The organism is Streptomyces sp. NPDC101776, from assembly GCF_044766845.1.
Classification (GTDB): Bacteria; Actinomycetota; Actinomycetes; order Streptomycetales; family Streptomycetaceae; genus Streptomyces.
In genome coordinates, this window is record NZ_JBIWMV010000001.1 from 1,211,662 (window position 1) to 1,237,438 (window position 25,777).

23 protein-coding genes and 1 riboswitch are annotated in these 25,777 nt (G+C 70.3%); of the genes, 11 read left to right on the plus strand and 12 right to left on the minus strand.

Annotated features, from left to right (window positions below):
• Positions 1 to 66: 66 nt before the first annotated feature.
• From ACIRRY_RS05280 to ACIRRY_RS05295, 4 genes are read left to right on the plus strand one after another with little or no spacing between them, the layout of a single operon-like run.
• A complete protein-coding gene (locus ACIRRY_RS05280) occupies positions 67 to 1,134 on the plus strand; it encodes a glucose-1-phosphate thymidylyltransferase (RefSeq protein ID WP_403968089.1) in 1,068 nt (355 codons plus the stop codon).
• Entirely contained in the window at positions 1,131 to 2,102 is a 972-nt protein-coding gene (gene rfbB / locus ACIRRY_RS05285; RefSeq protein ID WP_403968091.1) for a dTDP-glucose 4,6-dehydratase, read from the plus strand. The genes ACIRRY_RS05280 and rfbB overlap by 4 nt, the downstream gene beginning before the upstream one ends.
• Positions 2,102 to 2,983: a dTDP-4-dehydrorhamnose reductase gene (gene rfbD, locus ACIRRY_RS05290; RefSeq protein ID WP_403968093.1), complete on the plus strand. Its 882-nt coding sequence runs from the start codon at positions 2,102 to 2,104 to the stop codon at positions 2,981 to 2,983. The genes rfbB and rfbD overlap by 1 nt, the downstream gene beginning before the upstream one ends.
• Complete coding sequence (locus ACIRRY_RS05295) at positions 2,980 to 3,783, plus strand: class I SAM-dependent methyltransferase (protein ID WP_403968095.1); 804 nt, start codon at positions 2,980 to 2,982, stop codon at positions 3,781 to 3,783. Before rfbD ends, ACIRRY_RS05295 begins: the two co-directional genes overlap by 4 nt.
• Here the strand turns inward: ACIRRY_RS05295 and rfbC are convergent.
• From rfbC to ACIRRY_RS05320, 5 genes are all read right to left on the minus strand, one after another.
• The gene (gene rfbC, locus ACIRRY_RS05300; protein WP_201050244.1) at positions 3,773 to 4,381 is read right to left on the minus strand and encodes a dTDP-4-dehydrorhamnose 3,5-epimerase; all 609 of its coding nucleotides are present in this window, start codon (positions 4,379 to 4,381) and stop codon (positions 3,773 to 3,775) included. The genes ACIRRY_RS05295 and rfbC overlap by 11 nt on opposite strands.
• A 52-nt stretch (positions 4,382 to 4,433) precedes the next feature.
• Positions 4,434 to 6,398, minus strand: a complete 1,965-nt coding sequence (locus ACIRRY_RS05305; protein WP_403968097.1) for a glycosyltransferase family 2 protein — start codon at positions 6,396 to 6,398, stop codon at positions 4,434 to 4,436.
• 115 nt (positions 6,399 to 6,513) lie between these two features.
• Positions 6,514 to 7,128: a hydrolase gene (locus tag ACIRRY_RS05310; protein ID WP_403968099.1), complete on the minus strand. Its 615-nt coding sequence runs from the start codon at positions 7,126 to 7,128 to the stop codon at positions 6,514 to 6,516.
• Positions 7,129 to 7,140: 12 nt separating this feature from the next.
• The gene (locus ACIRRY_RS05315) at positions 7,141 to 8,547 is read right to left on the minus strand and encodes an MFS transporter (RefSeq protein ID WP_403968101.1); all 1,407 of its coding nucleotides are present in this window, start codon (positions 8,545 to 8,547) and stop codon (positions 7,141 to 7,143) included.
• A complete protein-coding gene (locus tag ACIRRY_RS05320; RefSeq protein ID WP_403968103.1) occupies positions 8,544 to 9,005 on the minus strand; it encodes a MarR family winged helix-turn-helix transcriptional regulator in 462 nt (153 codons plus the stop codon). The genes ACIRRY_RS05315 and ACIRRY_RS05320 overlap by 4 nt, the downstream gene beginning before the upstream one ends.
• 99 nt (positions 9,006 to 9,104) lie before the next feature.
• Between ACIRRY_RS05320 and ACIRRY_RS05325 the strand changes: the two genes are divergently transcribed.
• Positions 9,105 to 9,605 (plus strand): metallophosphoesterase family protein, encoded by a 501-nt coding sequence (locus ACIRRY_RS05325; protein ID WP_403968105.1) that lies wholly within the window; start codon positions 9,105 to 9,107, stop codon positions 9,603 to 9,605.
• A 9-nt stretch (positions 9,606 to 9,614) separates the two neighbouring features.
• On the opposite strand, the gene ACIRRY_RS05330 is transcribed toward ACIRRY_RS05325, so the two are convergent.
• Entirely contained in the window at positions 9,615 to 10,721 is a 1,107-nt protein-coding gene (locus tag ACIRRY_RS05330; RefSeq protein WP_403968107.1) for an XdhC family protein, read from the minus strand.
• A gap of 177 nt (positions 10,722 to 10,898) precedes the next feature.
• Between ACIRRY_RS05330 and ACIRRY_RS05335 the strand changes: the two genes are divergently transcribed.
• Both ACIRRY_RS05335 and ACIRRY_RS05340 read left to right on the plus strand, forming a co-directional pair.
• Positions 10,899 to 12,866 carry a GTP-binding protein gene (locus ACIRRY_RS05335; protein ID WP_403968108.1) on the plus strand — a complete coding sequence of 656 codons (1,968 nt, stop codon included), beginning with the start codon at positions 10,899 to 10,901 and terminating at the stop codon, positions 12,864 to 12,866.
• 87 nt (positions 12,867 to 12,953) lie between these two features.
• On the plus strand, positions 12,954 to 14,810 hold the full coding sequence (locus tag ACIRRY_RS05340) for an endoglycosylceramidase (protein WP_403968110.1): 1,857 nt from the start codon (positions 12,954 to 12,956) through the stop codon (positions 14,808 to 14,810).
• A gap of 49 nt (positions 14,811 to 14,859) precedes the next feature.
• On the opposite strand, the gene ACIRRY_RS05345 is transcribed toward ACIRRY_RS05340, so the two are convergent.
• Complete coding sequence (locus ACIRRY_RS05345) at positions 14,860 to 16,107, minus strand: YncE family protein (protein WP_403968112.1); 1,248 nt, start codon at positions 16,105 to 16,107, stop codon at positions 14,860 to 14,862.
• 165 nt (positions 16,108 to 16,272) lie between these two features.
• Here ACIRRY_RS05345 and ACIRRY_RS05350 point away from each other — a divergent pair, with 165 nt between their 5' ends.
• Positions 16,273 to 16,926 (plus strand): TetR/AcrR family transcriptional regulator, encoded by a 654-nt coding sequence (locus ACIRRY_RS05350; RefSeq protein WP_403968114.1) that lies wholly within the window; start codon positions 16,273 to 16,275, stop codon positions 16,924 to 16,926.
• On the opposite strand, the gene ACIRRY_RS05355 is transcribed toward ACIRRY_RS05350, so the two are convergent.
• Positions 16,923 to 17,903, minus strand: a complete 981-nt coding sequence (locus ACIRRY_RS05355; RefSeq protein ID WP_403968116.1) for a helix-turn-helix transcriptional regulator — start codon at positions 17,901 to 17,903, stop codon at positions 16,923 to 16,925. The genes ACIRRY_RS05350 and ACIRRY_RS05355 overlap by 4 nt on opposite strands.
• Positions 17,904 to 18,013: 110 nt before the next feature.
• Between ACIRRY_RS05355 and ACIRRY_RS05360 the strand changes: the two genes are divergently transcribed.
• Positions 18,014 to 18,412 carry a VOC family protein gene (locus tag ACIRRY_RS05360; protein WP_403968118.1) on the plus strand — a complete coding sequence of 133 codons (399 nt, stop codon included), beginning with the start codon at positions 18,014 to 18,016 and terminating at the stop codon, positions 18,410 to 18,412.
• Here ACIRRY_RS05360 and ACIRRY_RS05365 read toward each other — a convergent pair.
• The gene (locus ACIRRY_RS05365; protein ID WP_403968357.1) at positions 18,409 to 19,635 is read right to left on the minus strand and encodes a glycosyltransferase; all 1,227 of its coding nucleotides are present in this window, start codon (positions 19,633 to 19,635) and stop codon (positions 18,409 to 18,411) included. The genes ACIRRY_RS05360 and ACIRRY_RS05365 overlap by 4 nt on opposite strands.
• A gap of 192 nt (positions 19,636 to 19,827) precedes the next feature.
• Here ACIRRY_RS05365 and ACIRRY_RS05370 point away from each other — a divergent pair, with 192 nt between their 5' ends.
• Positions 19,828 to 21,786 (plus strand): ricin-type beta-trefoil lectin domain protein, encoded by a 1,959-nt coding sequence (locus tag ACIRRY_RS05370; protein ID WP_403968120.1) that lies wholly within the window; start codon positions 19,828 to 19,830, stop codon positions 21,784 to 21,786.
• A 54-nt stretch (positions 21,787 to 21,840) separates the two neighbouring features.
• On the opposite strand, the gene ACIRRY_RS05375 is transcribed toward ACIRRY_RS05370, so the two are convergent.
• Together ACIRRY_RS05375 and ACIRRY_RS05380 are read right to left on the minus strand one after the other, a co-directional pair.
• Positions 21,841 to 22,689, minus strand: coding sequence for a bifunctional 5,10-methylenetetrahydrofolate dehydrogenase/5,10-methenyltetrahydrofolate cyclohydrolase (locus ACIRRY_RS05375; RefSeq protein ID WP_403968122.1), 849 nt, complete (start codon positions 22,687 to 22,689; stop codon positions 21,841 to 21,843).
• Positions 22,690 to 22,709: 20 nt separating this feature from the next.
• A riboswitch (ZMP/ZTP riboswitch) is annotated at positions 22,710 to 22,794 on the minus strand.
• Between the two features lie 192 nt (positions 22,795 to 22,986).
• Positions 22,987 to 23,352 (minus strand): nuclear transport factor 2 family protein, encoded by a 366-nt coding sequence (locus ACIRRY_RS05380; RefSeq protein ID WP_200682186.1) that lies wholly within the window; start codon positions 23,350 to 23,352, stop codon positions 22,987 to 22,989.
• 171 nt (positions 23,353 to 23,523) lie between these two features.
• Here ACIRRY_RS05380 and ACIRRY_RS05385 point away from each other — a divergent pair, with 171 nt between their 5' ends.
• On the plus strand, positions 23,524 to 23,817 hold the full coding sequence (locus ACIRRY_RS05385) for a hypothetical protein (RefSeq protein ID WP_403968124.1): 294 nt from the start codon (positions 23,524 to 23,526) through the stop codon (positions 23,815 to 23,817).
• A 68-nt stretch (positions 23,818 to 23,885) separates the two neighbouring features.
• Here ACIRRY_RS05385 and ACIRRY_RS05390 read toward each other — a convergent pair whose 3' ends face one another.
• Positions 23,886 to 25,640, minus strand: coding sequence for an ABC transporter ATP-binding protein (locus ACIRRY_RS05390; RefSeq protein WP_403968126.1), 1,755 nt, complete (start codon positions 25,638 to 25,640; stop codon positions 23,886 to 23,888).
• Between the last annotated feature and the right edge of the window lie 137 nt (positions 25,641 to 25,777).

Genomic DNA, 25,777 nt, shown 5'->3' on the forward strand with positions numbered 1-25,777 from the left:
GCTGGTCGTAATAAACGAACATAGGGAGGAACGATGCGCGTCCGAAGATGACGCTAAGGTGAAGCGATGAAGGCTCTCGTTCTCTCCGGCGGCACTGGATCCCGCCTGAGGCCGATCACACACACATCGGCAAAACAGCTCGTCCCGGTGGCCAACAAGGCCGTCCTTTTCTACGGGCTCGAATCACTCGCCGACGCAGGCATCACCGAGGTCGGCATTGTCGTCGGTGACACCGCGGCGGAGATCGAGGAGGCGGTGGGTGACGGGTCGAAGTTCGGCCTGAAGATCACCTACATCCCGCAGGACCGTCCCCTCGGACTGGCCCACGCCGTTCTGATCGCGCGCGAGTACCTCGGCGACGACGACTTCGTGATGTACCTCGGTGACAACTTCATCGTCGGCGGCATCACCGGCCTCGTCGAGGGCTTCCAGGCCAACAAGCCCGACGCGCAGATCCTCCTCACCCACGTGCCCGACCCCCGCTCCTTCGGCGTCGCCGAACTCAGCGAATCCGGCCAGGTCATCGGCCTGGAGGAGAAGCCCGAGCACCCCAAGAGCGACCTGGCTCTGGTCGGTGTCTACCTGTTCACGCCCGCGATCCACGACGCCGTGCGCGCCATCAAGCCGTCCTGGCGCGGCGAGTTGGAGATCACCCACGCCATCCAGCAGCTGATCGACGACGGCGCCGAGGTGCGCTCCTCGGTCATCCACGGCTACTGGAAGGACACGGGCAACGTCGTCGACATGCTCGAGGTCAACCGGACCGTCCTGGAGAGCATGGACCGCCGCATCGACGGCGAGGTCGACGACGTCTCCGAGACCATCGGACGCGTCGTGATCGAGGAGGGCGCGCGCATCGAGAGGTCGCGCATCGTCGGACCCGTCGTCATCGGCGCCGGAACCGTCGTGAGCAACTCCTACGTCGGACCGTTCACCTCGGTCGCGGAGAACTGCCGGATCACCGACAGTGAGCTGGAGTTCTCCATAGTGCTGCAGGACTCGTCCATTCTCGGGGTGGGCCGGATCGAGTCCTCGCTCATCGGCAAGCACGTCGAAGTGACCCCCGCTCCGGGGGTACCCAGCGCCCACCGCCTCGTTCTCGGAGACCACAGCAAGGTGCAGATCCGTTCATGAATCTCCTCGTCACCGGCGCCGCCGGCTTCATCGGTTCCACGTACGCCCGCATGCTCCTCGCCTCGGAGGCGCCCGACGCGCCCCGCATCACGGTGCTGGACAAGCTCACGTACGCCGGCACGCTCGACAACCTGGAAATAGGCCACCCGCGCCTGGAGTTCGTCCAGGGCGACATCTGTGACGCCGAACTGGTCGACAAGCTGATGGCCGAGGCGGACCAGGTCGTCCACTTCGCCGCCGAGTCCCACGTGGACCGCTCGATCAACGGCGCCGCCGACTTCGTCCGCACCAACGTGGTGGGCACCCAGGTCCTGCTCGACGCGGCCCTGCGCTACCGCACCCCGTTCGTGCACGTCTCCACCGACGAGGTCTACGGCTCCATCGAGACCGGCTCCTGGCCCGAGACCCACCCGCTCGCGCCCAACTCGCCGTACTCCGCGTCGAAGGCCTCCTCCGACCTGCTCGCCCTGGCCTACCACCGCACCCACGGCCTGGACGTACGCGTCACCCGCTGCTCGAACAACTACGGGCCGCACCAGTTCCCCGAGAAGGTCATCCCGCTGTTCGTCAGCAACCTCCTCGACGGCAAGAAGGTCCCGCTCTACGGCGAGGGCCTCAACGTCCGCGACTGGCTGCACGTCGAGGACCACTGCCAGGGCATCGAGCTCGTGCGCACCAAGGGCCGATCCGGCGAGGTCTACAACATCGGCGGCGGCACCGAGCTCAGCAACAAGGAGCTCACCGGCCTGCTGCTCGAAGCCTGCGGCGCGGACTGGGACTCGGTCGAGCGCGTCGAGGACCGCAAGGGCCACGACCTGCGCTACTCCGTCGACTGGTCCAAGATCCACGACGAGCTCGGCTACCAGCCGCAGCACGACTTCGCGAGCGGCCTGGCCGACACCGTCGCCTGGTACCGCGACAACCGCGCCTGGTGGGAGCCCCTCAAGGCCCGGGTGGAGCGCGCCTGATGAAGTGGCTGGTCACCGGTGCCGGCGGGATGCTCGGCCATGACGTACTGGACGAACTCGCCCGCCGCGGTGAGCAGTCCGTCGGTCTCGACCGCGCCGCCCTGGACATCACCGACTCCGCGTCGGTGGACCGGGCGTTCGCGGAACACCACCCCGACGTGGTGGTGAACTGCGCGGCGTACACCGCCGTCGACGACGCCGAGACCGACGAGGAGCGGGCCCTTCGCATCAACGGCGAGGGGCCCCGGCTCCTCGCCCGCGCCTGCGCCGCCTCCGGCGCGCGGCTGGTCCACGTCTCCACCGACTACGTCTTCGACGGCGAGGCCCGCTCCACGCCGTACCCGGAGAACCACTCCACCGCCCCGCGCACCGCCTACGGCCGGACCAAACTCGCGGGCGAGCAGGCCGTGTTGGCCGAACTGCCCGGTGCGAGCGCGGTCGTGCGCACGGCTTGGCTGTACGGAGCCTGTGGGGGTAACTTCGTCCGCACGATGATCGAGCTGGAAGCACGTCGCGACACTCTCGACGTCGTCGACGACCAGCACGGACAGCCGACCTGGACCGCCGACGTCGCCGTACGGATCGCCGATCTCGGCGCCCGCATCGGTCAAGTCGAAGGCGCGCACGGGGTGTTCCACGCGACCAGCTCCGGCGAGACCAGCTGGCACGGTCTCGCACAGGAGGTGTTCCGGCTCATCGACGCCGACCCGGAGCGCGTGCGCCCCACCACGAGCGCGGCCTTCGTCCGTCCCGCGCCCCGCCCCGCCTACAGCGCCCTCGGGCACGAGCGGTGGCGGGAGGTCGGCCTGGAACCGCCGAGGGACTGGCGGTCCGCCCTGCACGAAGCACTTCCTCACATCCGCAAGGAGATTTCTTCGTGAAACGCCATGAGTTCCTGCGGGGGCTCCACAAGTCAACCGCGAACCGCAACTACCTGGAGATCGGCGTCAACGACGGCCGCAGCCTGACGCTCTCCCGGGTGCCCAGTGTTGCGATCGATCCCGCGTTCAAGGTGGTCACGGAGATCCGCTGTGACGTCCACCTGGCCAAGGCGACCAGTGACGACTTCTTCGCCCGGGACAACCCGCTGGTGCACCTGCGCGGCGGCCGTCACCCGCTGCGTCAACTGGCCCGCAACCGCAGCCCGTTGGGCTGGTGGAAGACCACCACGCTGGACCTGTCGTTCATCGACGGCATGCACCTCTTCGAGTACGCGCTGCGCGACTTCATCAACGTGGAGAAGCACTCGGACTGGGCCAGCGTCATCGTCTTCGACGACATGCTGCCGCGCAGCATCGACGAGGCGGCGCGGGACCGGCACACCGACGCCTGGACCGGCGACGTCTACAAGCTGGTCGAGATCCTCGCCCGCCACCGTCCCGACCTGGTGACGGTCCTGGTCGACACCCAGCCCACCGGACAGCTCGTGGTGTTCGGCGCCGACCCGACCAGCACGGTCCTCAAGGACAAGTACGACGAGATCGTCGCCGAGTTCGAGGTCCCGGACCCGCAGAAGGTGCCCGAGGCGATTCTGGAGCGCACCATCGCGGTGAAGCCCGAGGCGCTGCTGGGCGCCGGTTTCTGGGGCCCCCTGGCCAAAGCCCGTGACCGCGGGACCAAGCGGTCCCGCGGCTGGGAGCCCCTGCGCCGCTCGGTGGAGCAGCTCAGCGTCAGTCGCTGACCTGCCCACCGCGCAGTCGCTCGTAGTAGGCGGAGCAGTCCGCGTAGGACGGAAGAAGTCCTGACTGCTCCGCCTCTGCCAATGTCGGCGCCTCTGCGTCCTTGTCGGACAGCACCGGCTCGAAGCCCTCGGGCCAGGCGATGCCGAGCGCCGGGTCGAGCGGGTTGATCCCGTGCTCACGACCGGGCGCGTAGCCCGTCGAGCACAGGTACACCACCGTCGCGTCGTCGGTGAGGGCCATGAACGCGTGCCCCAGCCCCTCCGCGAGGAACACGGCGTGCTTGCTGTCGTCGTCCAGCCGGACGGCCTCCCACTGACCGAACGTGGGAGAGCCGACGCGGATGTCCACGATCACGTCGAGGACGGCGCCCCGCACGCACTTGACGTACTTGGCCTGGCTCGGCGGCACGTCGGAGAAGTGCACTCCGCGCACCACACCGCGCCGCGAGACCGAGCAGTTGGCCTGTGACAGAGCCAGGTCGTACCCGGTGGCCTCGCGGAACTCCTCGCCGCGGTACCACTCGTGGAAACTGCCCCGGTCGTCAGGGAAGACCTTGGGTTCCAGGACCCAGGCGCCTTCAATCCCCAGTGCTCGCACGTTCTTCCGTCCTCCATGGCTTGCTCGGGTACCGCGATGTGCCCGGGTACCGCTACTTGTTCAGGGCGCGCTTCAGCTTGCGTGCCACCCGGCGGGCCAGACCCGGCTTGGGCTTGGCGGCCACCGGCTTCGGCGCGGGCTTGGGCTCGGCGGGCTTGGCCTTCGGCGCCGCCTCCACCCGGATGCCGCCGGCGTCGCCGGTCAGCCGCACCGGCAGCGCCAGGAAACGCTGCCCGGTGGCGGCCGGGGTCAGGCACACCGACGCGTTCCACGCCAGGTCCTTCAGCTCGGCGGCGGGCACCTCGGCCGCGAGCCGCGCACCGGAGGACTCGGGGGAGACCACACCGGGCACGTCCAGGGTCGTACCGGACGACTTGTGGGTCAGGCGCAGCAGTACGTCGGTGGTGGCGGCGACGTAGAAGGGGAGCAGGACGCCGACGCGGGCGCCGGTGACCGTGAAGTCGCCGGGCTTGAGGTCGGCGAGGCCGAGGCGCTTGCTCGCCTTGTCGATGTCGAGGGAGAAGTTGCCGTGCGGCTCCGTGTAGTACGGGAGCAGCACCTGGCCGGCGACGACACCGGCGTGCCCGGCGTTCTCACCGTGCTGCGGGACCGGGCCGAGACGGGTCTCCTTGTTCCAGGAGCCGATGACGACCCGGACGTAGGTGTCCCAGAGGCCGCCCACCAGCGGGGCGCCGCCGGCCGCGGTGGCCGGGTCGACGGTGGCCGTGGCGTGCAGCACCAGGCGGACGCCGGCGCCGTCGGCGACCGTCTCGTGCGAGATCTGCACGGGCTGGAAGTGCGAGGCGGCGCTGGTGCGTTCGCGGACGACGAGGTCGGCCGTAGCCTTCTTGAAAACGTGGGTGGCGTCGGCGGTGAGCATGGCGGTCGCCTCGGCGAGGTTCTTCGGCTCCGGGTGCTTGGGGGCCGGGGCGCCCTTGGCCTCGTAGATCGCCGGCTTGCCGTCGACGACGAACTCGGCCCGGTAGTGGACCAGCAGCTTGCCGTCCCGCCACTCGATCTCGCCCGGGACCGCCGTCGGCTTGAGGGCGGCCTCCCACTCGGCGAGCTCGACGAGGTCGTCGTAGCGGTCGGCGGCGGCGAGGGCCGCGAGGACCCGCAGCCGCGGGCCGAGACCGGCCGCGACACCGGGGCCGAAGCGCTCGGTCATGACACCGCGGATCTCCTTGAGGAGTTCGCGGCGGTAGTCGTCCGGGACCTTGAGCAGCCGGCCGCCGCCGAGGCGCTCCATCATCTCGACGCGCAGCCAGCGGCGGAAGATCTTGTCGCGGGCCGGACCCGGCTCGGTGTACTTCTCGACGACGTCGAGGGCCTCGCGCAGGTTCTTGAAGTAGCCGACGGGGTCGAAGCGCTGGAAGCCGGCGTTCGAGGCGTCCTCGCGCTTGATGTGGTAGTAGCAGACGTAGTCGCTGAGCACGGCGACGTTGTCCGCGGCGAGGTAGGCCTCCGTCACGAAGACGTGGTCCTCCAGGCGGCGACGCCCCTCCGGGAACCGCAGGTTGATGCGGTCGAGGAACGCGCGGCGGAGCATCTTGTGCGGGGTGAGGCTGTCCATCAGCGGCGCGGTCTCGACCGACGCGTGCGGATAGTTCTTGCGGAACAGCTCCACGGGTACGGCGCGGCCCTTGCCCGCCATCTTGCCGACGATGACGTCGGCGCCGTTGGCCACGCCGTACTCGTACATCCGCTCCAGGGCCTCGTCGCCGAGGTAGTCGTCGTTGTCGACGAACATGACGAACTCGCCCTTGGACGCGGCGATGCCGACGTTCCGGGGCTTGCCCGACCAGCCCGAGGCCTCCTGGTGGATGACCCGGATGTGGGGGTGCTCGGCGGCGATCTCGTCGAGCCGCGCGGGTGTGCCGTCCGTCGAGCCGTCGTTGACGAAGATCGCCTCGTACTCGTCGTTAGGCAGCGACTGCCTGAGGAGAGAGGAGATGCAATCCTCGATATAAGGCCCTGGGTTGTACACAGGGACGACGACACTGACCTTGACCGACATCCGGCTTCTAGCCCCCTTGTTTGCGCTGACCGTTGCCCGATGTGGAACGGCGCGGTGGGCTGATGCTAACCCGGTCCGTCGCGATGCCGCCCATTGGGCTGGTGTTGGGCAACGGTTAACCCGCAGTAGACCGAAGTCGGCTCACGTCGTGGGTCTTGGCCAGAAGTTCCAGGAGTTCGGCGGACGTGCCCGTTTCGCCCAGCCGTGGGAAGATCCGCTCGATGCTGTGGGCGTGCGAGACGGCGTCCAGATCGCTCATCGCGTCCGTGGCGAGGGTCACCTGATAGCCGTGCTCGTGGGCGGCACGGGCGGTCGACTCGACGCCGATGCTGGTGGTGATGCCGGTCAGCACGATCTGTGTGACACCACGCCGCCGCAGCTGTACATCCAGGTCGGTGCCGTGGAAGGCGCCCCAGTTGCGCTTGGTCACCTGGATGTCGCCGGGGTGCCCGGCCAGTTCGTCGACGATGAGGTCCCAGCCCTCGGGACGGGTCGCGCCGCCGCCGCGCTGCTGCTCGGTACGGCCGGGCACCGCGTCCGCGCCGTCGGCCGCGAAGGTGACCCGGACCAGGACCACGGGAAGCCCGGCGGCCCGGAAGGCGTCGGCGAGTTCGACGGTACGGGCGACTACCTCGGGCCCGCTGTACGGCTGGGTCGGAGCGCCGACGATGCCGCCCTGGAGGTCGATCACGACGAGAGCGGTGCGCGGGTCGAGTGTGGTGAGTGCCATGGGGCGGGCCTTTCAGGAGGTTCGGGGGGTTCGAGGGGTGAGGGCCCGAAGGGAACGGTCGGGCAGGGTGATCGCCAGGAGCAGCACCGACCCGATGCCCATGAACAGGGCCAGGCCGTGCAGTCCCGGGGTGTCGGCGCGGTGCGGGAAGAAGGCCGCGGTGGCCGCCGAGGCGGCGAGTGCGCCGAGGTACATGAAGGTGCGCAGAAGTCCGGCGGCGGACGCGATGCGCGCGGGCTCGGCCTGCCGGTACAGGGCGTTCTGCCCGGCCAGTCCGAGCAGCCCCTGCGGTACGCCCAGCACCGCGCCGACGGCGAGCAGCAGCCAGACCGGGCTGCCGGACCCGACCAGGAGCAGCCCGGCGCAGCCGGCGATCTGGACGGCGCTGCCGACGAGCAGCTTGGCGCGGATCGCCTCGCGGCGCCCGGTGAGCGTGGAGACGCCGAGGGCGGTCACCGACAGGGGGAGCAGGACGAGCCCGGCGGCGGAGGCGTGCAGCCCGCGCCCCTCCTCCAGCCACTGCGTGTAGCCGTAGAGAAAGGCGTACGACGTGGTGTAGCCGAGGAACTGGCGGATGTAGGTGGTCACCAGGGGGAGGTTGCCGCCGAGGACCCGCAGGTCCACGAAGGGCTCGGGGACGCGGAGTTCGCGTCTCGCGAAGGCGACGGCCGCGACGGCGCTGAGGACCGGGAGGTACCACTCGGAGACCTTGGGGGCGGTCAGGAACATCATCAGCGAGACCAGCATGACGGCGAACAGGAGCATGCCGGGCGGGTCGACATCGCGCCGGGTGCCGCTCGTGTCCTTGCTCGTTCTCGGCAGGCGCAGTGCGCCGAGGACCAGACAGGCCACGGAGAGGGGCACGTTGACGGTGAAGATCGCGCGCCAGCCGCCCACACCGATGAGGAAACCGCCGAGCGTGGGCCCGATCACCGACACCGTCTGCGCGGAGACCGCCAGCGCGGTGAGGACACCGGCCGGACTGTCCTGCCCGGTGCGTTCGGCCTCGCTGCGGGTCAGTTGCATCGCGGCCGGATAGGCGGCCGAAGTGCCGAACCCGAGCAGCACCCGGGCGGCGATCAGGACGCCGAGCGACGGCGCGAGGGCGCCCATGACTCCGGCGATGCCGACCAGGGCCGTACCGATGAGATAGAGCCGGCGGGGCCCGTACATGTCGACGAGTCGCCCGATGACCGGCTGGCCCACGGCCGTGGCGAGATACAGCGCCGAGACCAGCCACACCGTCTCCGAGGGCGGGGCTCCGAAGGCGATGCCGATGGGCACCAGGGCCACGGCGATCATCGAGGAGTTGATCGGGTTCAGTACGGAACCGAGGACCATCGGCGCGATCAGCCGCCGGTCGAAACCGATCGGTGCGGGGCGCGCGGTCCGTGCTGCCTGGCCGAGCTTCGGTATCACTGCTCGGACAGCCGTTCCATCAACGCCAGCGCGTCGAGGATCGTCCGCCGTTCCCGCTCGGTGTACCGGTCCTCGAAGGCCCGCGCGAGCCACTCCTCGCGGACCTGCCGGTTGTCCTCGATCCGCGCGCGGCCGGCCTCGGTGAGCGTGACGAGTTGTCTACGGCCGTCCTCGGGGTCGGGGCTGCGCCGGATCAGCCCGTGCTGGTCCAGGGCGGCGAGGGTGGCGGCCATCGACTGCGGCCTGACCCCTTCGGCGGACGCCAGGGCACTGGCCGTGGCCGCGCCGTGCTTGCCGACGAGCGTGAGCGCCGACTCCTGCGAAGGGGTCAGATCCTCGTCCGTCGCCACCTCGCGGATCCTGCGGCGCAGCCGGCTGAGCACCACCCGCAGATCGCGTGCCGAGCGGGCGGCGGAGTCCGAGATGTCCGCGGGAGTGCCGGTGCGCTGATGATCCATGGGCCTCACCGTAGATCCGTCAGTGAGAACTGTCCAGTCGGAACTGTGCAGTCCTGACTGAAGATCTTTCGTGGGTGGCGGGCGCCCTACGCTGGACCCGTGCGCCTCCTGCTGATGTCCGACACCCACCTCCCCAAGCGCGCCAAGGAACTGCCGGCCCAGCTCCTCGCCGAACTCCCGCGTGCCGACGTCGTGTTCCACGCCGGCGACTGGGTCGACACCGCGACCCTCGACCTGCTGGAGAGCCGCAGCCGCCGGCTCGTCGGTGTGTACGGCAACAACGACGGACCCGAACTGCGCGCCAGGCTCCCGGAGTTGGCGTACGCCGAACTGGGCGGCCTGCGCTTCGGTGTCGTCCACGAGACGGGCCCCGCCCAGGGCCGCGAGGCGCGCTGCGCGGCCCGCTTCCCCGACCTGGACGTGCTGGTCTTCGGGCACAGCCACATCCCCTGGGACACCAGCGCCCCCACCGGCCTGCGCCTGCTGAACCCGGGTTCCCCGACGGACCGGCGCCGCCAACCGCACCGCACCTACCTCACGGCGACGGTCACCGACGGCACCCTGACGGACCTGGCACTCCACCGGCTGCCACCGAGGTGACGCGTCGGCTCATGTGACGGGCGCCCGATGGATCGCCCCCGCCACCCCCGTCAACGGCATCCCCGTCCCGCCCCACCGCAGCGCCACGATCTCGGCGGCCACGGACACGGCCACCTCCTCGGGCGTACGGGCACCGAGATCCAGGCCCACCGGTGACCGCAGCCGGTCCAACTCGCCCTCGCCGAGGCCGATTTCGAGCAGCCGCCGCCTCCGCTCGTCGTGTGTGCGGCGGCTGCCCATCGCCCCGATGTACGCGGCCGGCCGGCGCAGCGCCTCCTCCAGCAGCGGTACGTCGAACTTCGGATCGTGGGTCAGGACGCAGATCACCGTGCGCTCGTCGGTGTCCGTGCCGCGCAGATAGCGGTGCGGCCAGTCCACGACCACCTCCACGCCCGCCGGGAAGCGTTTCGGCGTGGCGAACACCGGGCGGGCGTCGCACACGGTGACCCGGTAGCCGAGGAAGTCGCCGATCCGGGCGACCGCCGCCGCGTAGTCGATCGCGCCGAAGACCAGCATCCGGGGTGGTGGCGCGAAGGAGTGCAGGAACACGGTGACGGAGTCCTCGCGTCGCTCGCCGTGCGGCCCGTAGTGCCGCAACCCCGTTGCCCCGAGGGCGAGTTCACCACGGGCATCGGCGGTGACCGCCACGTCGAGACCGGTCGTGCCGAGGGTGCCGTCCACTCTGTCGGGCCAGACGGCGAGCGTGGCGCCGCGCGCCGCCGGACCGCCGACGACCGTCGCCACGGTCACCGGTTCGTGCGCGGCGACCGACCGTGCGACCGCCCCGAACGTGGGATCTGCCTCGGGCGTGACGGGCCGCACCAGCACGGTGATCTCGCCGCCGCAGGTGAGCCCGACCGCGAAGGCGTCCTCGTCGCTGTACCCGAAGGTCTCCAGCCGGGCTTCGCCGCTCGCCACGACCTCCCGCGCCAGCTCGTACACCGCGCCCTCGACACAGCCGCCGGACACACTGCCCCTGACCTCGTCGTCCGGGCCCACGGCCATGGCCGCACCGGGGTCGCGCGGTGTGCTGCGGCTGACCGCGACGACGGTGGCCAGACCGAACGGATCCCCTGCCGCGTACCAGCGACCGAGCTCCGGGAGGATCTCCCGCACGCCGCGCTCCTCTCACCGCCACAGTCCCTGTACGGACGTTAATCCGTTGGCGCCGCTCCCGCTCCTCTGCTGCACTGATCGGCAGCAGTCACCGACGACCGAGGAGCACCGAGATGCGCGCACCGTTCATGTCCACCCAGGAAGGAAGGCCCCTCTCTTCAAAGGACATGACACCAGGTGCACTTGCTCAACCTCGGAATCCTCGCGCACGTAGACGCCGGTAAGACCAGCCTGACCGAGCGCCTCCTGCACTCGGCCGGCGTGATCGACGAGCTCGGCAGCGTCGACGGCGGGAACACCCGCACGGACACCCTCGCGCTGGAGCGCCGGCGCGGCATCACCATCAAGTCGGCCGTCGTCTCGTTCCCGGTCGACGACGTGACCGTCAACCTGATCGACACCCCCGGTCACCCGGACTTCATCGCCGAGGTGGAGCGGGTGCTCGGCGTGCTCGACGGCGCCGTCCTGGTCGTCTCGGCCGTCGAGGGCGTCCAGCCGCAGACCCGCGTCCTGATGCGCACGCTCCAGCGGCTGCGTATCCCGACCCTCCTCTTCGTCAACAAGATCGACCGACGCGGGGCACGCTACGGCGATCTCCTGTCCTCGATCTCCGAGCGGCTCAAGGCGGCGGTCGTACCGATGGGCTCGGTCGAGGGCCTCGGCACCCGCGAGGCCGGCTTCCTGCCGGGCCTCGGCCCGAGCGCGCCGGCCGTCCTCGCCGACCACGACGACGAACTGCTCACCGCGTACATCGAGAACACCGTGCCCCACGACCTTCTCCGTAGGGCCCTCGCCGACCAGACCCGCCAGGTCCTCGTGCACCCCGTCTACTTCGGCTCCGCCATCACGGGCGCCGGCGTCGACGCGCTCATCACCGGCATCAGGGAACTGCTGCCCGCCGCCCAGGGAGACCCCCAAGGCCCGCTCTCCGGCACGGTGTTCAAGGTCGAGCGCGGCCCGGCGGGGGAGAAGGTGGCGTACGCGCGGATGTTCTCCGGAACCCTCCGCACCCGTGACCGGATCACCTTCGGTGACGCGCGGGAGGAGGGCAAGGTCACCGCGGTCAGCGTCTTCGACCACGGCACGGACCTCGTCTCCGACTCCGTACCGGCGGGCCGGATCGGCAGGCTGTGGGGGCTCGGCGAGATCAGGATCGGCGACGCGATCGGAGTACCGAGGAAGGCGTACGAGCATGTCTTCGCGCCGCCGACCCTCGAAACGGTCGTCGTCCCGGGCCCGGACACCGACCGGCGGGTGCTGCACCTCGCGCTCACCCACCTCGCCGAACAGGACCCGCTGATCGGCCTGCGCCACGACGAGGTGCGCCAGGAGACCGCCGTCTCGCTCTACGGCGAGGTCCAGAAGGAGGTCATTCAGGACACGCTCGCCGACGAGTTCGGGGTGCGGGTCACCTTCCGCGAGACGACTCCGCTGTGTGTCGAACGGCCGGTCGGCACGGGCACGGCGGCCGAGTTCAACAAGAAGGGCGAGAACCCGTTCCTCGCCACGGTCGGCCTGCGGGTCGACCCGGCCCCGGTCGGCTCGGGCGTGCGGTTCGCTCTGGAGGTCGAGCTGGGCGCGATGCCGTACGCCTTCTTCAAGGCCGTCGAGGACACCGTGCGCGAGACGCTCGGACAGGGGCTGCACGGCTGGCGGGTCACCGACTGCGTGGTCACCATGACGCACTCGGGTTACTCGCCCCGGCAGAGCCATGCCCACCAGCGCTTCGACAAGAGCATGTCGAGCACCGGCGCCGACTTCCGCGGACTGACCCCGCTCGTCCTCGTCGAGGCGCTGCGGCGGGCGGGGAGCCGGGTGCACGAGCCGATGCACCGGTTCCGCGTCGAGGCTCCGGCCGACACCCTCGCCGTCCTGCTGCCGGTCCTCGCCGCGCTGCGCGCCGTACCGCGCACCACCGAGACCCAGGGGGCGCTCTGTGTGCTGGAGGGAGAGATGCCGGCGGCCCAAGTGCACGGGCTGGAGCGGCAGTTGCCGGGACTGACGCGCGGGGAGGGCGAGTGGGAGAGCGTCTTCGACCACTACGCGCCCGTCGCGCACGGCACGGTCCCGGAGCGGGCGCGCACCGACCACAACCCGCTGAACCGGAAGGAGTACCTGAAGAACGTGACCCGTCGGCCGGTCTGAGATGTGTCAACAGGGCTTTCAGCGAGCAGACTTACTCGTGAGTCAGAAGTGTTGACAGTGTCCGGAAACCACCGGACTGTAGTGGACATGACGAATGTCCGGGCGCGTTTGATCGTGGTCCTGGTTGTCCTCTGCGGATTCCTGTCGGTGCTGGGCGCTGGGCCAGCAACCGCCGCCACCCCAACCGACTCCCTCTGGTTCGACGGCTCAGCGCTGACCGTGCAGAACGGCAGCTTCGTGGACAGTTACGGCCGCCAGGTCGTGCTGCGCGGCTACAACGTCTCCGGCGAGACCAAACTGGCGGAGAACGACGGTCTCCCCTTCGCCTCGGTCGCCGACGCGAAGAAGTCCGCGACCGCGCTGCGCGCCCTCGGCGGCGGCAACTCGGTCCGCTTCCTGCTCTCCTGGGCCTACGCCGAACCCGTCCGCGGCCAGGTCGACACCACCTACCTGGCCGCCGCCACCGCGCAGATGCAGGCGTTCCTCGACGTCGGCATCCGCGTCTATCCCGACTTCCACCAGGACCTCTACTCCAAGTACCTGTTCAACAGCGGTAGTTGGTACACCGGCGACGGCGCCCCCAAGTGGGCCGTCGCGCTGGGGAGTTACCCGCAGGAGTCCTGCGGCATCTGCCTCTTCTGGGGTCAGAACATCACCGGGAACGCGGCTGTGACGAAGGCCCAGTACGACTTCTGGCACAACAACTACGGCCTCCAGGACGCCTTCCTCACCACCGCCCAGTCGACCATGACGTACATCCAACAGCACCTGAGTACCGAGGAGTTCGCGGGTGTCGTCGGCTTCGACCCGTACAACGAGCCCTTCGCCGGGACCTACGACTCCGGCCAGACCAGCCGCACGTGGGAGCAGAACCTGCTCTGGCCGTTCTATGTGAAGTTCCGGGCCCGGATGGACGCGGCCGGCTGGAGCGCCAAGCCCGCCCTCGTCGAGCCGAACCTCTTCTGGAACTCCAACATCTCCAGCCAGGTGCAGGTGGGCGGACTCCTCGACGCGGGCACCCTCGGCTCGCGCTATGTCTTCAACACCCACTTCTACGACCAGAAGGCGATCTCCGGCATCCTGATGTGGGGCAACGCGGCCGACGGTCAGTACTCGACCGACTTCGGGACGGTCCGTGACCGGGCCACCGCGGCCGGCACCGCCGCCATCGTCAGCGAGTTCGGGCATCCGCTGTCCGGATCGGTCGCGGGCAAGGCGCCGACCGTCCTCAAGGCGATGTACCAGGCCCTCGACTCCCGGCTGCCGGGCGCCAGTTGGTGGTCCAACCCGGCGGGCTCCGGTCCGGTCCTGTCCGGTACGCAGTGGCAGTGGGACATCTACAACGGCCGCCACAGCGAGCTGATGAACGACAACCCCGACAAGGTGCTCACCACCGGCGACGCCTGGAACGACGAGGACCTCTCCGCCGTCAACATGACCTCCACCGGCACGGTGACACTCCGTCAGGACGCCCGGCTGCTCGACCGGATCTACCCGAGCGCGACCGCCGGCACCACGGTCGCCTTCACCTACGAGGACCGCTCCCGCGACGGCTCCACGACCCTGACCTGGAACCCGGTCCCCAGCACCCTCCCGAACGTGTCCTCGCTGGTCGGCTCCGGCCAGTACGGCCTGCTGATGTGGCGCTCCAACAGCTCCACCGCACCGACCGAACTGCACCTCCCGGCGTCCTTCCCGGCCGCGTCCACCACCGTGGTCTCCGACCTGGGAGCCGTCTCGGGTGTCCCGGCGTACACGTCGTCGACCCCGATCGGCTACGCCGACGAACCGGGCGGCACCGGCAGCCACCGCTTGCTGCTCTCGGCCACCGGCTCCGGAACCCTGCACTACGCCCTGATCACCAACGGCGCGTCGAGCCCCTCCTCGACGCTGCTGAGCGCGGCCAAGTCCGAACTGGCCACCTGGGCGGCAGCGCACAGCTGACAACGCAACGGCACCGGTCCCCTCGGGGACCGGTGCCGTTGACGGTCGCTCAACTCGTGGACGGGCTCGTCCAGTCGGCCTGGACATGACCCAGCCGTACGCGCTGCGGATGGTCGCCCACCGGAACGGAGAGCACCTTCTGCCCGGTGGCGAAGTCGATGGCCGTCACCTGGTCGGCGCCTGCCTCGGAGATGACGCAGTCCTTGCCGTCACCGCTCACGGTCGCCCAGTACGGCGTGGACGCCGTGACGAGCGGCCCCTCCTGAAGGGTGGCCCGGTCCACGACCGTCGCGTAGTTGTCCATCGTCCCGGCGACGCAGAGCTTGGTTCCGTCGGGGTTCATCGAGATGCCGTGGTGACGTGAGTCGAGCAGCCAGGTGGTGCGGTCGGTGCTGGTCGCCGGGTTGGCCGGGAGCGTCTTCACGCGGGTGATCTTGTCGGTGGCGACGTCGTACTCCAGGAAGCCGTTGAAGAACGACACCTGGAAGTACAGCTTGGACCAGTCCGGTGTGAAGGCGGCCGGGCGGACCGCGTCCGAGAAGTTCGTGAGGCCGATCGCGTCCAGCCGGTCCCGCATGTCGATGATCTTGACCTGCTTGAACGTGGTGGCGTCGACGACGGTGATGTGCCGGTCGCCCTTGGTCCAGTCCCAGGCCGGATCGTCGAGGGAGGTGGTGACCTCGCCGATCGCCATGTTCCAGATGTACTTGCCGCCGTTGGTGAAGAAGTTCTCGTGCGGCTTGTCGCCGGTGTCGAACTCGCCCAGTTCGGCGCCGGTGTTGATGTCCAGCACCTGCACCTTGTCGGCGGTCGAGGCCGAGACCGCGACGCGGGTGCCGTCGGGGGAGACCGCCATGTGGTCGGCGCGGTAACCGGCCACCGGGAAACGCCAGTTGATGGTGTCGGTAGCCAGGTTGATCGACACCACGTCGGCGAAGCTGGGGCGGGAGACGACGAGGGACTTGCCGTCCGGCGTGGAATACATGTCGTCCACGTACTGGTCGTGTCCCTGTCCGACCTCGTTGTGGATGGACGTGTAGTAGATCCACTTGATCGGATCGGCGTTGATCTCCGCCAGCCGAGCCGCCTTGTCGGGGACGATGTTGATCTCCCCGACCTTCGCGAAGTCGCCGGTGGACTTGATGACGTCCGCGGTGCCGTCCCAGTTGTTGCCGACGAACAGCACCTCGCGCAGAGCGGCGGAGGAGTCGGCTGTTGCGGCCGTCGCGGGAGCGGCTACGGTCAGGACGAGGGCGGCGGCCATGGAGGAAAGGTGCCTGGGTCTGAAGGCAGGCATGACTGCTCTCTTCTGTGAGGTGAGCGGGTGCCGGGGTGGCGTGAAGGAATCTGAACACGCGTGATTTCAGAGTGAACTTACTGAAAAGTAAGGAGGGGCCCCCTTCTCCGCAAGACTGTGGACACGACAAGATTGGGCAGTGGTCGACGAGACAGGGGTGTGACAGTGGCGGGCAGGCTCAAGGCGCCGACGGGCCGCTACGGCGGCAAGTCCGCCGAGCAACGACAGGTCGAGCGGCGCGAACGCTTCCTGGACGCCGCGCTCCAGCTGTTCGGCGACACCCCTGGCTACCGCGCCACGACCGTCGCCGCCCTCAGCGAGGCCGCGGGCCTGTCCACCCGGCAGTTCTACGAGGAGTTCCGCAGCCTGGAGGACGTCCTGGCCGCCCTCCACCTCCAGGTCAACGACTGGGCCGAGGAAGCCGTACTGGTGGCGCTGAAATCCGCGGAGGGCCTGTCACTCGCCGAGCGGTCCAACGCGATTTTCCACGCCTACGCCGCGAACGTCACCGGCGACCCGCGCCGCATCCGCATCACCTTCGTCGAGATCATCGGCGTCAGCGCCCGGCTGGAGGAACAGCGGCTGGCCCGCCGCGCCCGCTGGATCAACCTCATCTGCACCGAGGCGAGGGCCGCGGCCCAGCGCGGGGAGGCCGCCCGCCGCGACTACCGGATCGCCGCGACGGCGTTCATCGGCAGCGTCAACGGCCTGCTCCACGACTGGAGCGCGGGCTGGGTGGACGCCACGCTGGACGAGGTGGTGGAGGAACTCGTCCGCCAGCTCCTCGGCATCATGCAGCCGCCCGGCTGGACCCCCTAGGGCAGGTCGTCGCCGTGCGCGGCGTGCTCGTCCAGGCGGCGGGCCAGCGCGCGGACGAGATCGCGCAGGGCGGCGGGACGCTCGATGACGAACGGCCGGTCGAGCGCGGCGAGGACGGCCGGGATCCAGTCCAGCCGCTCGGCCCGGATCCGGACGTGAACCCAGTCGGTGCCCTCGTCGGGTGTGGTCACGGTGGCGATCTCGGCCGGGAGATGCCGGCGAACGTGCCGCACACCGCCCCGGATCCGCAGTGACACATCGTGGGTCCACGGCGTCCGCGCGAGGCCGTCCAGCACCGTGGCCGCCGGATCGAACTCCGCCGGGACGGTGAACGAGCCCGGCCGCACGCTCAGCGCGGTGATCCGGTCCAGGCGGAACGTGCGCACCTCCCCGTCGGCCGGGTCGGCACCGGTCAGATACCACCGCCCGGCATGCGCCACGAGACCGTACGGCAGAACCGTACGGTCGCTGTCGCGGCCCTTGCGGTCGGTGTAGCCGATGGTCACCGGCCGTCGATGGAGTGCCGCCTCGGCGAGTTCGAGCAGCACGTCCGTCTCCGGGGCGACGGCGGCCCTGGGGCGCGCGGTGAAGTCGGCGGTGTCGAGCAGCGCGTCGAGCCGTCGGCGCAGGGCGGCGGGCAGTACCCGCAGCAGTTTCGCCGTGGCGCTCTCGCTCGCCGCGGCGGACGCGGTGCCGAGCCCCGCCCTGCGCCCGGCCAGCAGCCCGAGCACCACGGCCAGGGCCTCCTCGTCCGTGAGCATCAGCGGGGGCATCCGGTAACCGGGAGCGAGCCGGTAGCCGCCGTGGCGACCACGCACCGAGTCGACCGGCACGCCCAGTTCCAGCAGGTGGCCGACGTAGCGGCGGACCGTGCGCTCGTCGACGCCCAGCCGGGCGGCCAGGTCCGGGACGGTACGGAGGCCGCCGCCCTGGAGGATCTCCAGCAGGGCGAGCACACGCGCGGTCGAGGTGGTCACCCCGAAAGTCTGCCTCGGATACCGGGCGGAAGCTGTCCGGTATCGGTCCTAGCGTGAGAGACGCCGGCTCGTCCGGCAGCCCGTAGGACCTCCTCCGACAGGAAGCCGCCATGAACTTCGTCTCGATCCGCGTCATCACCGACGACGTCGCCCGACTCGTCGCGTTCTACGAACAGGTCACCGGCGTCCCGGCCGCCTGGTCGACCCCCGACTTCGCCGAACTCGCCACGCCCGCCTGCACGTTGGCGATCGCGAGCGCCCGCACCGTGGCCCTGTTCGGCACCGGTTCCGCACAACCCGCCGCCAACCGTTCGGTGATCACCGAGTTCCGCGTGCCGGACGTCGACGCCGAGTTCGAGCGCCTGGCACCCCTCGACTGCGAGATCGTCCAGAAGCCGACGACCATGCCGTGGGGCAACCGCTCCCTCCTCTTCCGCGACCCCGACGGCAACCTGATCAACTTCTTCACGCCGGTCACCACCGAGGCCGTGGAACGGCAGCGGCGCTAGGTCAGTGTGCCGAGGGCCGCGAGCACCGGAGCCGTGCCGTCCTCGCCGCGCACCCGGGCACCGAGGGACTGAGCGCGCTCGGCGTAGCCCGGGTCACGGGTGGCCCGTACCAGCGCGGCGGACAGCGAGTCGGCGGTCAGGCCGCGCAGGGGGACGACGGCCGGAGCCACGCCCAGGGCGACCAGGCGTGCCGCCCAGAAGCCCTCGTCGAACTGGATCGGTACCGGCACGGCCGGTACCCCGGCGCGCAGCCCGGCCGCGGTCGTGCCCGCGCCGCAGTGGTGGACCACGGCCGCCATCCGTGGGAACAGCGCCGCGTGCGGGACCTCGCCCACGGTCAGGACGTCGTCCCCGGCCGCCTCGAGGCCGCCCCAGCCGCGCTGGATCACCCCGCGCAGCCCGGCCCGGCGCAGCGCGCGCACGATCTCGGCGCTCAGCCGCTCCGGGTCGGGCACCGTGGCACTGCCGAGCCCCACGAAGACCGGCGCCGGACCGGAGTCGATGAAGTCCCCTAGCTCGGAAGGGAGTTGGGCGTCTCCGTCGTACGGCCACCAGTAGCCCGCCACCGTCAGGCCGGGCCGCCAGTCCGCCGGGCGGGGCACGATCAGTGGGCTGAAGCCGTGCTGGACGGGCCAGTTGAGCCTGTCACGGGACCGGAGCGCGACGCCGGGGCGGGTGCGGGGCAGGCCCAGGCGGGCTCGCACGTCCGGTACGGCGGTGGTGAAGACGTGTTCCACCGCCCGGCTCACCCCGTGCCCGGCGACCCGGTTGCCGACCGTTCCCCAGGAGCCGCCGCCCAGCACCGGGGGTGCGAACTCCCTTGTCGGCGCGAGAGGTTGGAGGTACACGCCCATGCTCGGCAACGACAGCCCCTCGGCGATGGCGTGCCCCAACGGCGCCAACGAGCTGGACAGCAGCAGCACGTCACTCGCCCGCGCGGCCGTCAGCAGCTCGTCGGTCATCCGCCCGACCAGCGCCCGCGCCATCGTCACCACCCGCAGCAACTTGCCTCCACCCGAGGCGCTGCGATGCAGCCCGCGCCCCCGTGTGGACTCCAACTCCGCCCGGGGATCGACCGGAAGAGGATGGAAGCCGACGCCCGACCCCGCCACCAGGGGCGCGAAACCGCCGTGGGTGACGAGGGTGACCTCGTGTCCCGCCCGGGCCAGGGCATGGCCGAGTCCGGTGTACGGGGCCACGTCGCCCCGGGATCCCGCTGTCATGATCGCTACGCGCACGCCGCTCAGTATCCCGTCCGGTGACCGACGAGTGGGGATCCCCACGGGGTTTCCCGCGGGGATGCCAACTGCCCCTCGTGTCACAGCCGTTGACTTCGGCCCCGGGTGGCTCTACTTTCAGCGCGCCGTTTCGTTCGGCGACACGATCCTTGTTCGAGATATCGACAAAGGAGCCGCATGTCCCGCGCCCCCCTCCTGCGCGCCCTCGCGATGGCCGCAGCCGCAGTCACCTTGCTTCTCTTCACCAGAGCCGCGCCCGTGGACCCCCTCCGGTCGACCCCGGTCGCCTCGACGACCCGTCAGATCGCCGTGCCCACCGCCCCGATGGGCTGGGCCTCCTGGAACAGCTTCGCGGCGAAGATCGACTACAGCGTCATCAAGCAGCAGGTCGACGCGTTCGTCGCCTCGGGCCTCCCGGCGGCCGGCTACAACTACATCAACATCGACGAGGGCTGGTGGCAGGGCACCCGCGACAGCGCGGGCAACATCACCGTCGACACCGGCGAGTGGCCCGGCGGGATGAGCGCCATCGCCGACTACATCCACAGCAAGGGCCTCAAGGCCGGCATCTACACGGACGCCGGCGCGAACGGCTGCGGCTACTACTACCCGACGGGTCGTCCCGCCGCCGCCAACACCGGCAGCGAGGGCCACTACGACCAGGACATGCTCCAGTTCTCGCAGTGGGGCTTCGACTTCGTGAAGGTCGACTGGTGCGGCGGCGACGCCGAGGGACTCGACGCGGCGACGGCGTACAAGGCGCTCAGCGCCTCGGTCACCAAGGCCACCGCGAGCACGGGCCGCGCGCTGACCCTCTCGGTCTGCAACTGGGGCTACCAGAACCCCTGGAACTGGGCCCCCGGCCTGGCCCGCATGTACCGGACGAGCACGGACATCATCTACTACGGCAACTCGCCGTCGACGACGAACATGCTCTCCAACTTCGACCAGGGCCTGCACCCGGCCGCCCAGCACACCGGCTACTACAACGACCCCGACATGCTGATGGTCGGCATGACCGGCCTCACCGCCGCCCAGAACCGCACCCACATGGCGCTCTGGGCGATCTCCGGCGCCCCCCTCCTCGCCGGAAACGACCTCACCACCCTCACCACCGAGACCACCGGCATCCTCACCAACCCCGAGGTCATCGCCGTCGACCAGGACGCGCGCGGCCTCCAGGGCGTCAAGGTCGCCGAGGACACGACAGGGCTCCAGGTCTACGGCAAGGTCCTCTCGGGCCTCGGCAACCGCGCGGTCACCCTCCTCAACCGCACCTCCTCCGCCCAGAACATCACCGTCCGCTGGTCCGACCTCGGCCTGACCACCGCGTCCGCCACCGTCCGCGACCTGTGGTCCCGCTCCAACATCGGTTCCTACGGCACGAGTTACACGGCGAGCGTCCCGGCCGGCGGCTCCGTGTTCCTGAAGATCAGCGGCGGCACCGAGGCGGCGAGCACCAACTACACCGCCACGTCCACCGGCAAGTACACCGCCGTCAGCGCGGCGAGCACCGGCCTGAACGTCGTCGACGTCACCTACACCAACACCGGCTCCACCGCCGTCACCGGCACCCTCCAGGTGAACGGCCAGACCGCGACGACGGTCTCCTTCCCGCCGACCGGCTCCAGCGCGGGCACGATCTCGGTGCAGGCCAACCTGTCGAAAGGATCGGCCAACTCCCTGACCCTGACGGGCAGTTCACTCCCGACCCTGGGCGCGATCAACGTCCAGCCGATCCCGGGCACCAACGGTGACCTGGTCGTCGGCACCGGATCCGGCCGTTGCGCCGACGTCTACAACAACACCATCACCAACGGCACCCAGGCCGAGATCTGGGACTGCAACGGCGGCCAGAACCAGGCCTGGACGTACACCTCCCGCAAGGAACTCGTGGTGTACGGCAACAAGTGCCTGGACGCCTACAACAACGGCACCACCAACGGCACGAAGGTCGTCATCTGGGACTGCAACGGCCAGAACAACCAGAAGTGGACCGCCAACTCCGACGGCACCCTCACCAACGTCAACGCGGGCCTGTGCCTGGACGCGTCCGGCGCCGCCACGGCCAACGGCACCCTGCTCATCCTGTGGACCTGCGGCACGGCCAACAACCAGAAGTGGACGCTGACTTAGCCGTAGCGGCGTGATCCGTCCGGGCGGCGCACACCGGCCGCCCGGACGAACTGCCTACACCCCGAGCTGCTGGGCGGCGGCCGTCACGGTCTGTTCCAGCAGCGTGGCGATCGTCATCGGGCCGACGCCGCCCGGCACCGGCGTGATGAGCGAGGCACGCTCGGCGGCCGATTCGAAGTCGACGTCGCCGACGTTGCCCGCGTTGTAACCGGCGTCCAGGACGACCGCGCCGGGCTTGATGTCCTCGCCCCGGATCAGCCGGGCACGGCCCACGGCGGCGACCACGATGTCCGCCTCGCGGACCACAGCGGAGAGGTCCCGGGTGCGGGAGTGGCAGTAGGTGACCGTCGCGTCGCGGGCCAGCAGCAGCATGCCGGCGGGCTTGCCGAGGATCGCGCTGCGGCCGACCACGACGGCCCGCTTCCCGGACGGGGCGACGTCGTACTCGTCGAGCAGCCGCATGATGCCGCCGGGCGTGCAGGACACGAAGCCCGGCAGGCCGAAGCTCATCGCCGCGAAGGACGCGAAGGTCACGCCGTCCACGTCCTTCTCCGGCGCGATCGCCTCGAACGCGGCCCGCTCGTCGATGTGTTCACCCATCGGGTGCTGGAGCAGGATGCCGTGCACGGTGGGGTCCGCGGAGAGTGCGGAGAGGGCCGCGACCAGTTCGGCGGTGGTCGTGGCCGCGGGCAGTTCCACGTGCCGGGACTCGATGCCGGCCTTGCGGCTGCGGTTCTGCTTCATCCGGACGTAGGTGACGGAGGCCGGGTCCGCGCCGACCAGAACCGTCGCCAGACAGGGCGCCGTACCGGTGCGCTCCGTGAGGTCGGCGGCGTTCTTCGCGGTGTCCTCGACGATCCGCCGGGCGAGCGCGGTGCCGTCCATGAGCCGTGCCTGAGACATGATCCACTCCTGAGCTGGTGACCAATCGCCCAGGCGCACGGCATCGACTCCGCGTGGGCCGCTCCACGGTGGTGCTCCACCTCAGCGCCAGTCACGACCCACGAACAGCCTAACCGCTCCTGCGGTGAGTGGACCGGGCCGCCCGCAGCGCCGAACCCAGCAGCGCGGCGGACGCGCGCAGCCCGGCCGCGGACACCGGCGTACGCCGTCGCCTCGCAGCGGAGCCGACAGGGACCGTACTCGCCGAGAAGGTCCAGGTCAGGCGGGTGCTGATCCGGACCCTCGGCACCCTTCGCGCTATCCGTCCCATGCCTGGATCATCGTCTGCCGGGTGATCTTGCCGTCGTCCAGCACGAGCATCGACTCGGCCAGGACACGGGTCCCGTCCGGGTACCGACAGGACTCGCTGTAGGCGACCCGGTCGCCCTGTACGACGCACTCCTCCAACTTGTGTGTCATGTCGCGGCTGTAGACATCGGCGAGCATCGCGCCGATCTCGTCCCGGCCGTGCAGGACCTTGGGGTGACTGGGCTGGGTCTGGTGGTCGACGACGTGGATCTCGGCGTCGTCCGCGTAGAGCGACAGCAGTGTCGCCGCTGTGTGGTCTTCGATGCCCCGGCGCAGGGCTTCGGTGTCGAAGCCGGGGCGTGCCGCGGTGCCCATGGTGACCTCCTCGGAGGGCCGCGGCCCGAACAGGAGCGAGCCGCGGCGGGCCTCTCCTACGAGACTCCTCCGCCGCGCCAGGGTCGGCAAACGCAGGGGCGCACTCCTCCTGACGGGTGAGCGGCGCCGGGCGCCCGTGACCGCGCGGCTACCGTCCGCGTTGCTGCAAGCATGATCTCAACACGACGTATCGCCGCCGCCGTTGGTCTCGCCGTCGGGGTCACCGGCCTCGTCGCGCCGATGGCGAACGCAGCCGACGCGCCCGCCTTCAAGGACGGCAAGGTCAGCCCGGTCGCCCTGCTGGACTCGCTCGCGGTGAGCGAGATCCCCGCCGAGCACCAGGCGCAGATCCCGAAGGTCGCCGACCAGATGAAGTCGCTGAACCACCTGAACGACCTCCAGCAGCTGCACCAGGTCACCGACATGACCGCGCCGGTCACGGGACTCCTCCCCGCCGTCGAGTAGCGGGACCGCGCAGCGCGCCGACCTCGAGGGCCGTCCGGAAACGGGCGGCCCTCAGCTGTGCCCCGGGATCAGCCCGCCGTCGCCAGGAACTGTGTCGCCGCCAGCTCCGCGTACAGCGGGTCGGCGTTCACCAGCTCCCGGTGCGTGCCCACCGCGCGGACCCGGCCCGCGTCCATGACGACGATCCGGTCCGCCATCGTCACCGTGGACAGCCGGTGCGCGACGACCAGGACCGTCGTCGTCCGGGCCACATCGGCGACCGTGTCGCGCAGGGCCGCCTCGTTGACCGCGTCCAACTGCGAGGTCGCCTCGTCCAGGAGCAGCAGCCGGGGGTGGCGCAGCAGGGCCCGGGCGATCGCGACGCGCTGGCGTTCGCCGCCCGAGAGACGGGTGCCGCGATGGCCGACCAGGGTGTCGACACCCTTCGGCAGTCGGGCGACCAGGCCGTCGAGGCGGGTCGTCGCCAGGACGCGGGCGACGGCGTCCTCGTCCGCGTCCGGGTTGCCGAGCAGCAGGTTGTCGCGCAGGGAACCCGACAGGACCGGCGCGTCCTGCTCCACATAGCCGATGGCGGACCGGAGCCCGGACAGCTCCCAGTCCGCGAGGTCCCGGCCGTCGAGGGTGATGGCGCCGGACTCCGGGTCGTAGAAACGCTCGATGAGGGAGAACACGGTGGTCTTGCCCGCGCCGGACGGGCCGACGAACGCCGTCATGCCCTGGGCCGGTACGTCGAACGTCACGCCGTGGTGGACGTAGGGCAGGTCGGCGCCGTAGCGGAAGCGGACGTCGTCGAAGGAGAGGGCCGCGGGTGCGGCGCCGGGGGAGGGCAACTGAGCGGGCGGGGAAGGGAGTTCGGCGGGAAGCTGGAGCGCCTCCTGGATGCGGGAGAGGGCCGCGGCGCCCGTCTGGTACTGGGTGATCGCGCCCACGACCTGCTGGATCGGCTGCATCAGATAGAAGACGTAGAGAAGGAACGCCACCAGCGTGCCGATGTCGATCGCGCCCGTCGCGACTCGCGCCCCGCCCACCGCGAGCACGGTGATGAACGCGATCTGCATCGACAGGCCGGCCGTGTTGCCCGCCGCGGCAGTCCACTTGGCGGCGCGCACGCTCTGCCGCCACGACTCCTCGGCCGCCGCGTGCAGGGTGCGTTCCTCGCGGTCCTCGGCGCCGGACGCCTTCACCGTGCGCAGCGCGCCGAGGATCCGCTCCAGGGAGGCGCCCATCACACCGATCGCGTCCTGTGCCTGCCGGCTGGCCCGGTTGATGCGCGGCACGATCAGGCCGAGCACGGTGCCCGCGCCCACGATCACGGCGAGGGTGACGGCCAGCAGCACGGGGTCGACAAGACCCATCATCACCACCGTCGCGACCAGGATGAGGCCTTCGGTGCCGAGGCCGACCAGTGAATCGGTGGTGACCTCGCGCAGCAGCGTGGTGTCCGAGGTGATGCGGGCCATCAGGTCGCCGGGCTCGCTGCGGTCCACCGCGCTGATCCGCAGCCGCAGCAGGTACGACGACAGGGCGCGCCGCGCGCCGAGCACCACCGACTCGGCGGTCCGCCGCAGCACGTACGAACCCAGCGCGCCCACCGCCGCGTTGGCGACCACCAGCGCCGACATCGCGAGCAGCGCCCCGGTGATCGTGCGGTGCTGCGACAGGTCGTCGATCAGGCCTCGGGCGACCAGCGGCAGCAGCAGTCCGGTGCCCCCGGTGACCAGGGAGAGCAACGCGCCCGCCAGCAGGGCCCAGCGGTGCGGTCGTACGTAGTCGAGGAGCAGCCGCCAGGCCGGCGGGTCGCTCCGAGTCCCTGCGATGGCCACGGCGCTCACGGTGCTCCTCGGGAGTCGGTCGGAGCATTCAGGCTACGTCGGCCTAAGGCGGCGGTGTCGCCGCCGTCGTGCCCCTACCGATCAGTCACGCGTAGGGTCGTAGGCAGGGACAACGCTCGACGAAAGGG

Excerpts from the sequence above, each read along its gene's own strand:
- ACIRRY_RS05305 (WP_403968097.1), bottom strand. The coding sequence starts at position 6,398 with ATGTCGGTCAAGGTCAGTGTCGTCGTCCCTGTGTACAACCCAGGGCCT.
- ACIRRY_RS05345 (WP_403968112.1), bottom strand. The coding sequence starts at position 16,107 with ATGCCTGCCTTCAGACCCAGGCACCTTTCCTCCATGGCCGCCGCCCTC.
- ACIRRY_RS05310 (WP_403968099.1), bottom strand. The coding sequence starts at position 7,128 with ATGGCACTCACCACACTCGACCCGCGCACCGCTCTCGTCGTGATCGAC.
- ACIRRY_RS05380 (WP_200682186.1), bottom strand. The coding sequence starts at position 23,352 with ATGGGCACCGCGGCACGCCCCGGCTTCGACACCGAAGCCCTGCGCCGG.
- rfbB (WP_403968091.1), top strand. The coding sequence starts at position 1,131 with ATGAATCTCCTCGTCACCGGCGCCGCCGGCTTCATCGGTTCCACGTAC.
- ACIRRY_RS05385 (WP_403968124.1), top strand. The coding sequence starts at position 23,524 with ATGATCTCAACACGACGTATCGCCGCCGCCGTTGGTCTCGCCGTCGGG.
- ACIRRY_RS05370 (WP_403968120.1), top strand. The coding sequence starts at position 19,828 with ATGTCCCGCGCCCCCCTCCTGCGCGCCCTCGCGATGGCCGCAGCCGCA.
- ACIRRY_RS05340 (WP_403968110.1), top strand. The coding sequence starts at position 12,954 with ATGACGAATGTCCGGGCGCGTTTGATCGTGGTCCTGGTTGTCCTCTGC.
- ACIRRY_RS05365 (WP_403968357.1), bottom strand. The coding sequence starts at position 19,635 with ATGACAGCGGGATCCCGGGGCGACGTGGCCCCGTACACCGGACTCGGC.
- ACIRRY_RS05320 (WP_403968103.1), bottom strand. The coding sequence starts at position 9,005 with ATGGATCATCAGCGCACCGGCACTCCCGCGGACATCTCGGACTCCGCC.
- ACIRRY_RS05375 (WP_403968122.1), bottom strand. The coding sequence starts at position 22,689 with ATGTCTCAGGCACGGCTCATGGACGGCACCGCGCTCGCCCGGCGGATC.
- rfbD (WP_403968093.1), top strand. The coding sequence starts at position 2,102 with ATGAAGTGGCTGGTCACCGGTGCCGGCGGGATGCTCGGCCATGACGTA.
- ACIRRY_RS05280 (WP_403968089.1), top strand. The coding sequence starts at position 67 with ATGAAGGCTCTCGTTCTCTCCGGCGGCACTGGATCCCGCCTGAGGCCG.
- ACIRRY_RS05360 (WP_403968118.1), top strand. The coding sequence starts at position 18,014 with ATGAACTTCGTCTCGATCCGCGTCATCACCGACGACGTCGCCCGACTC.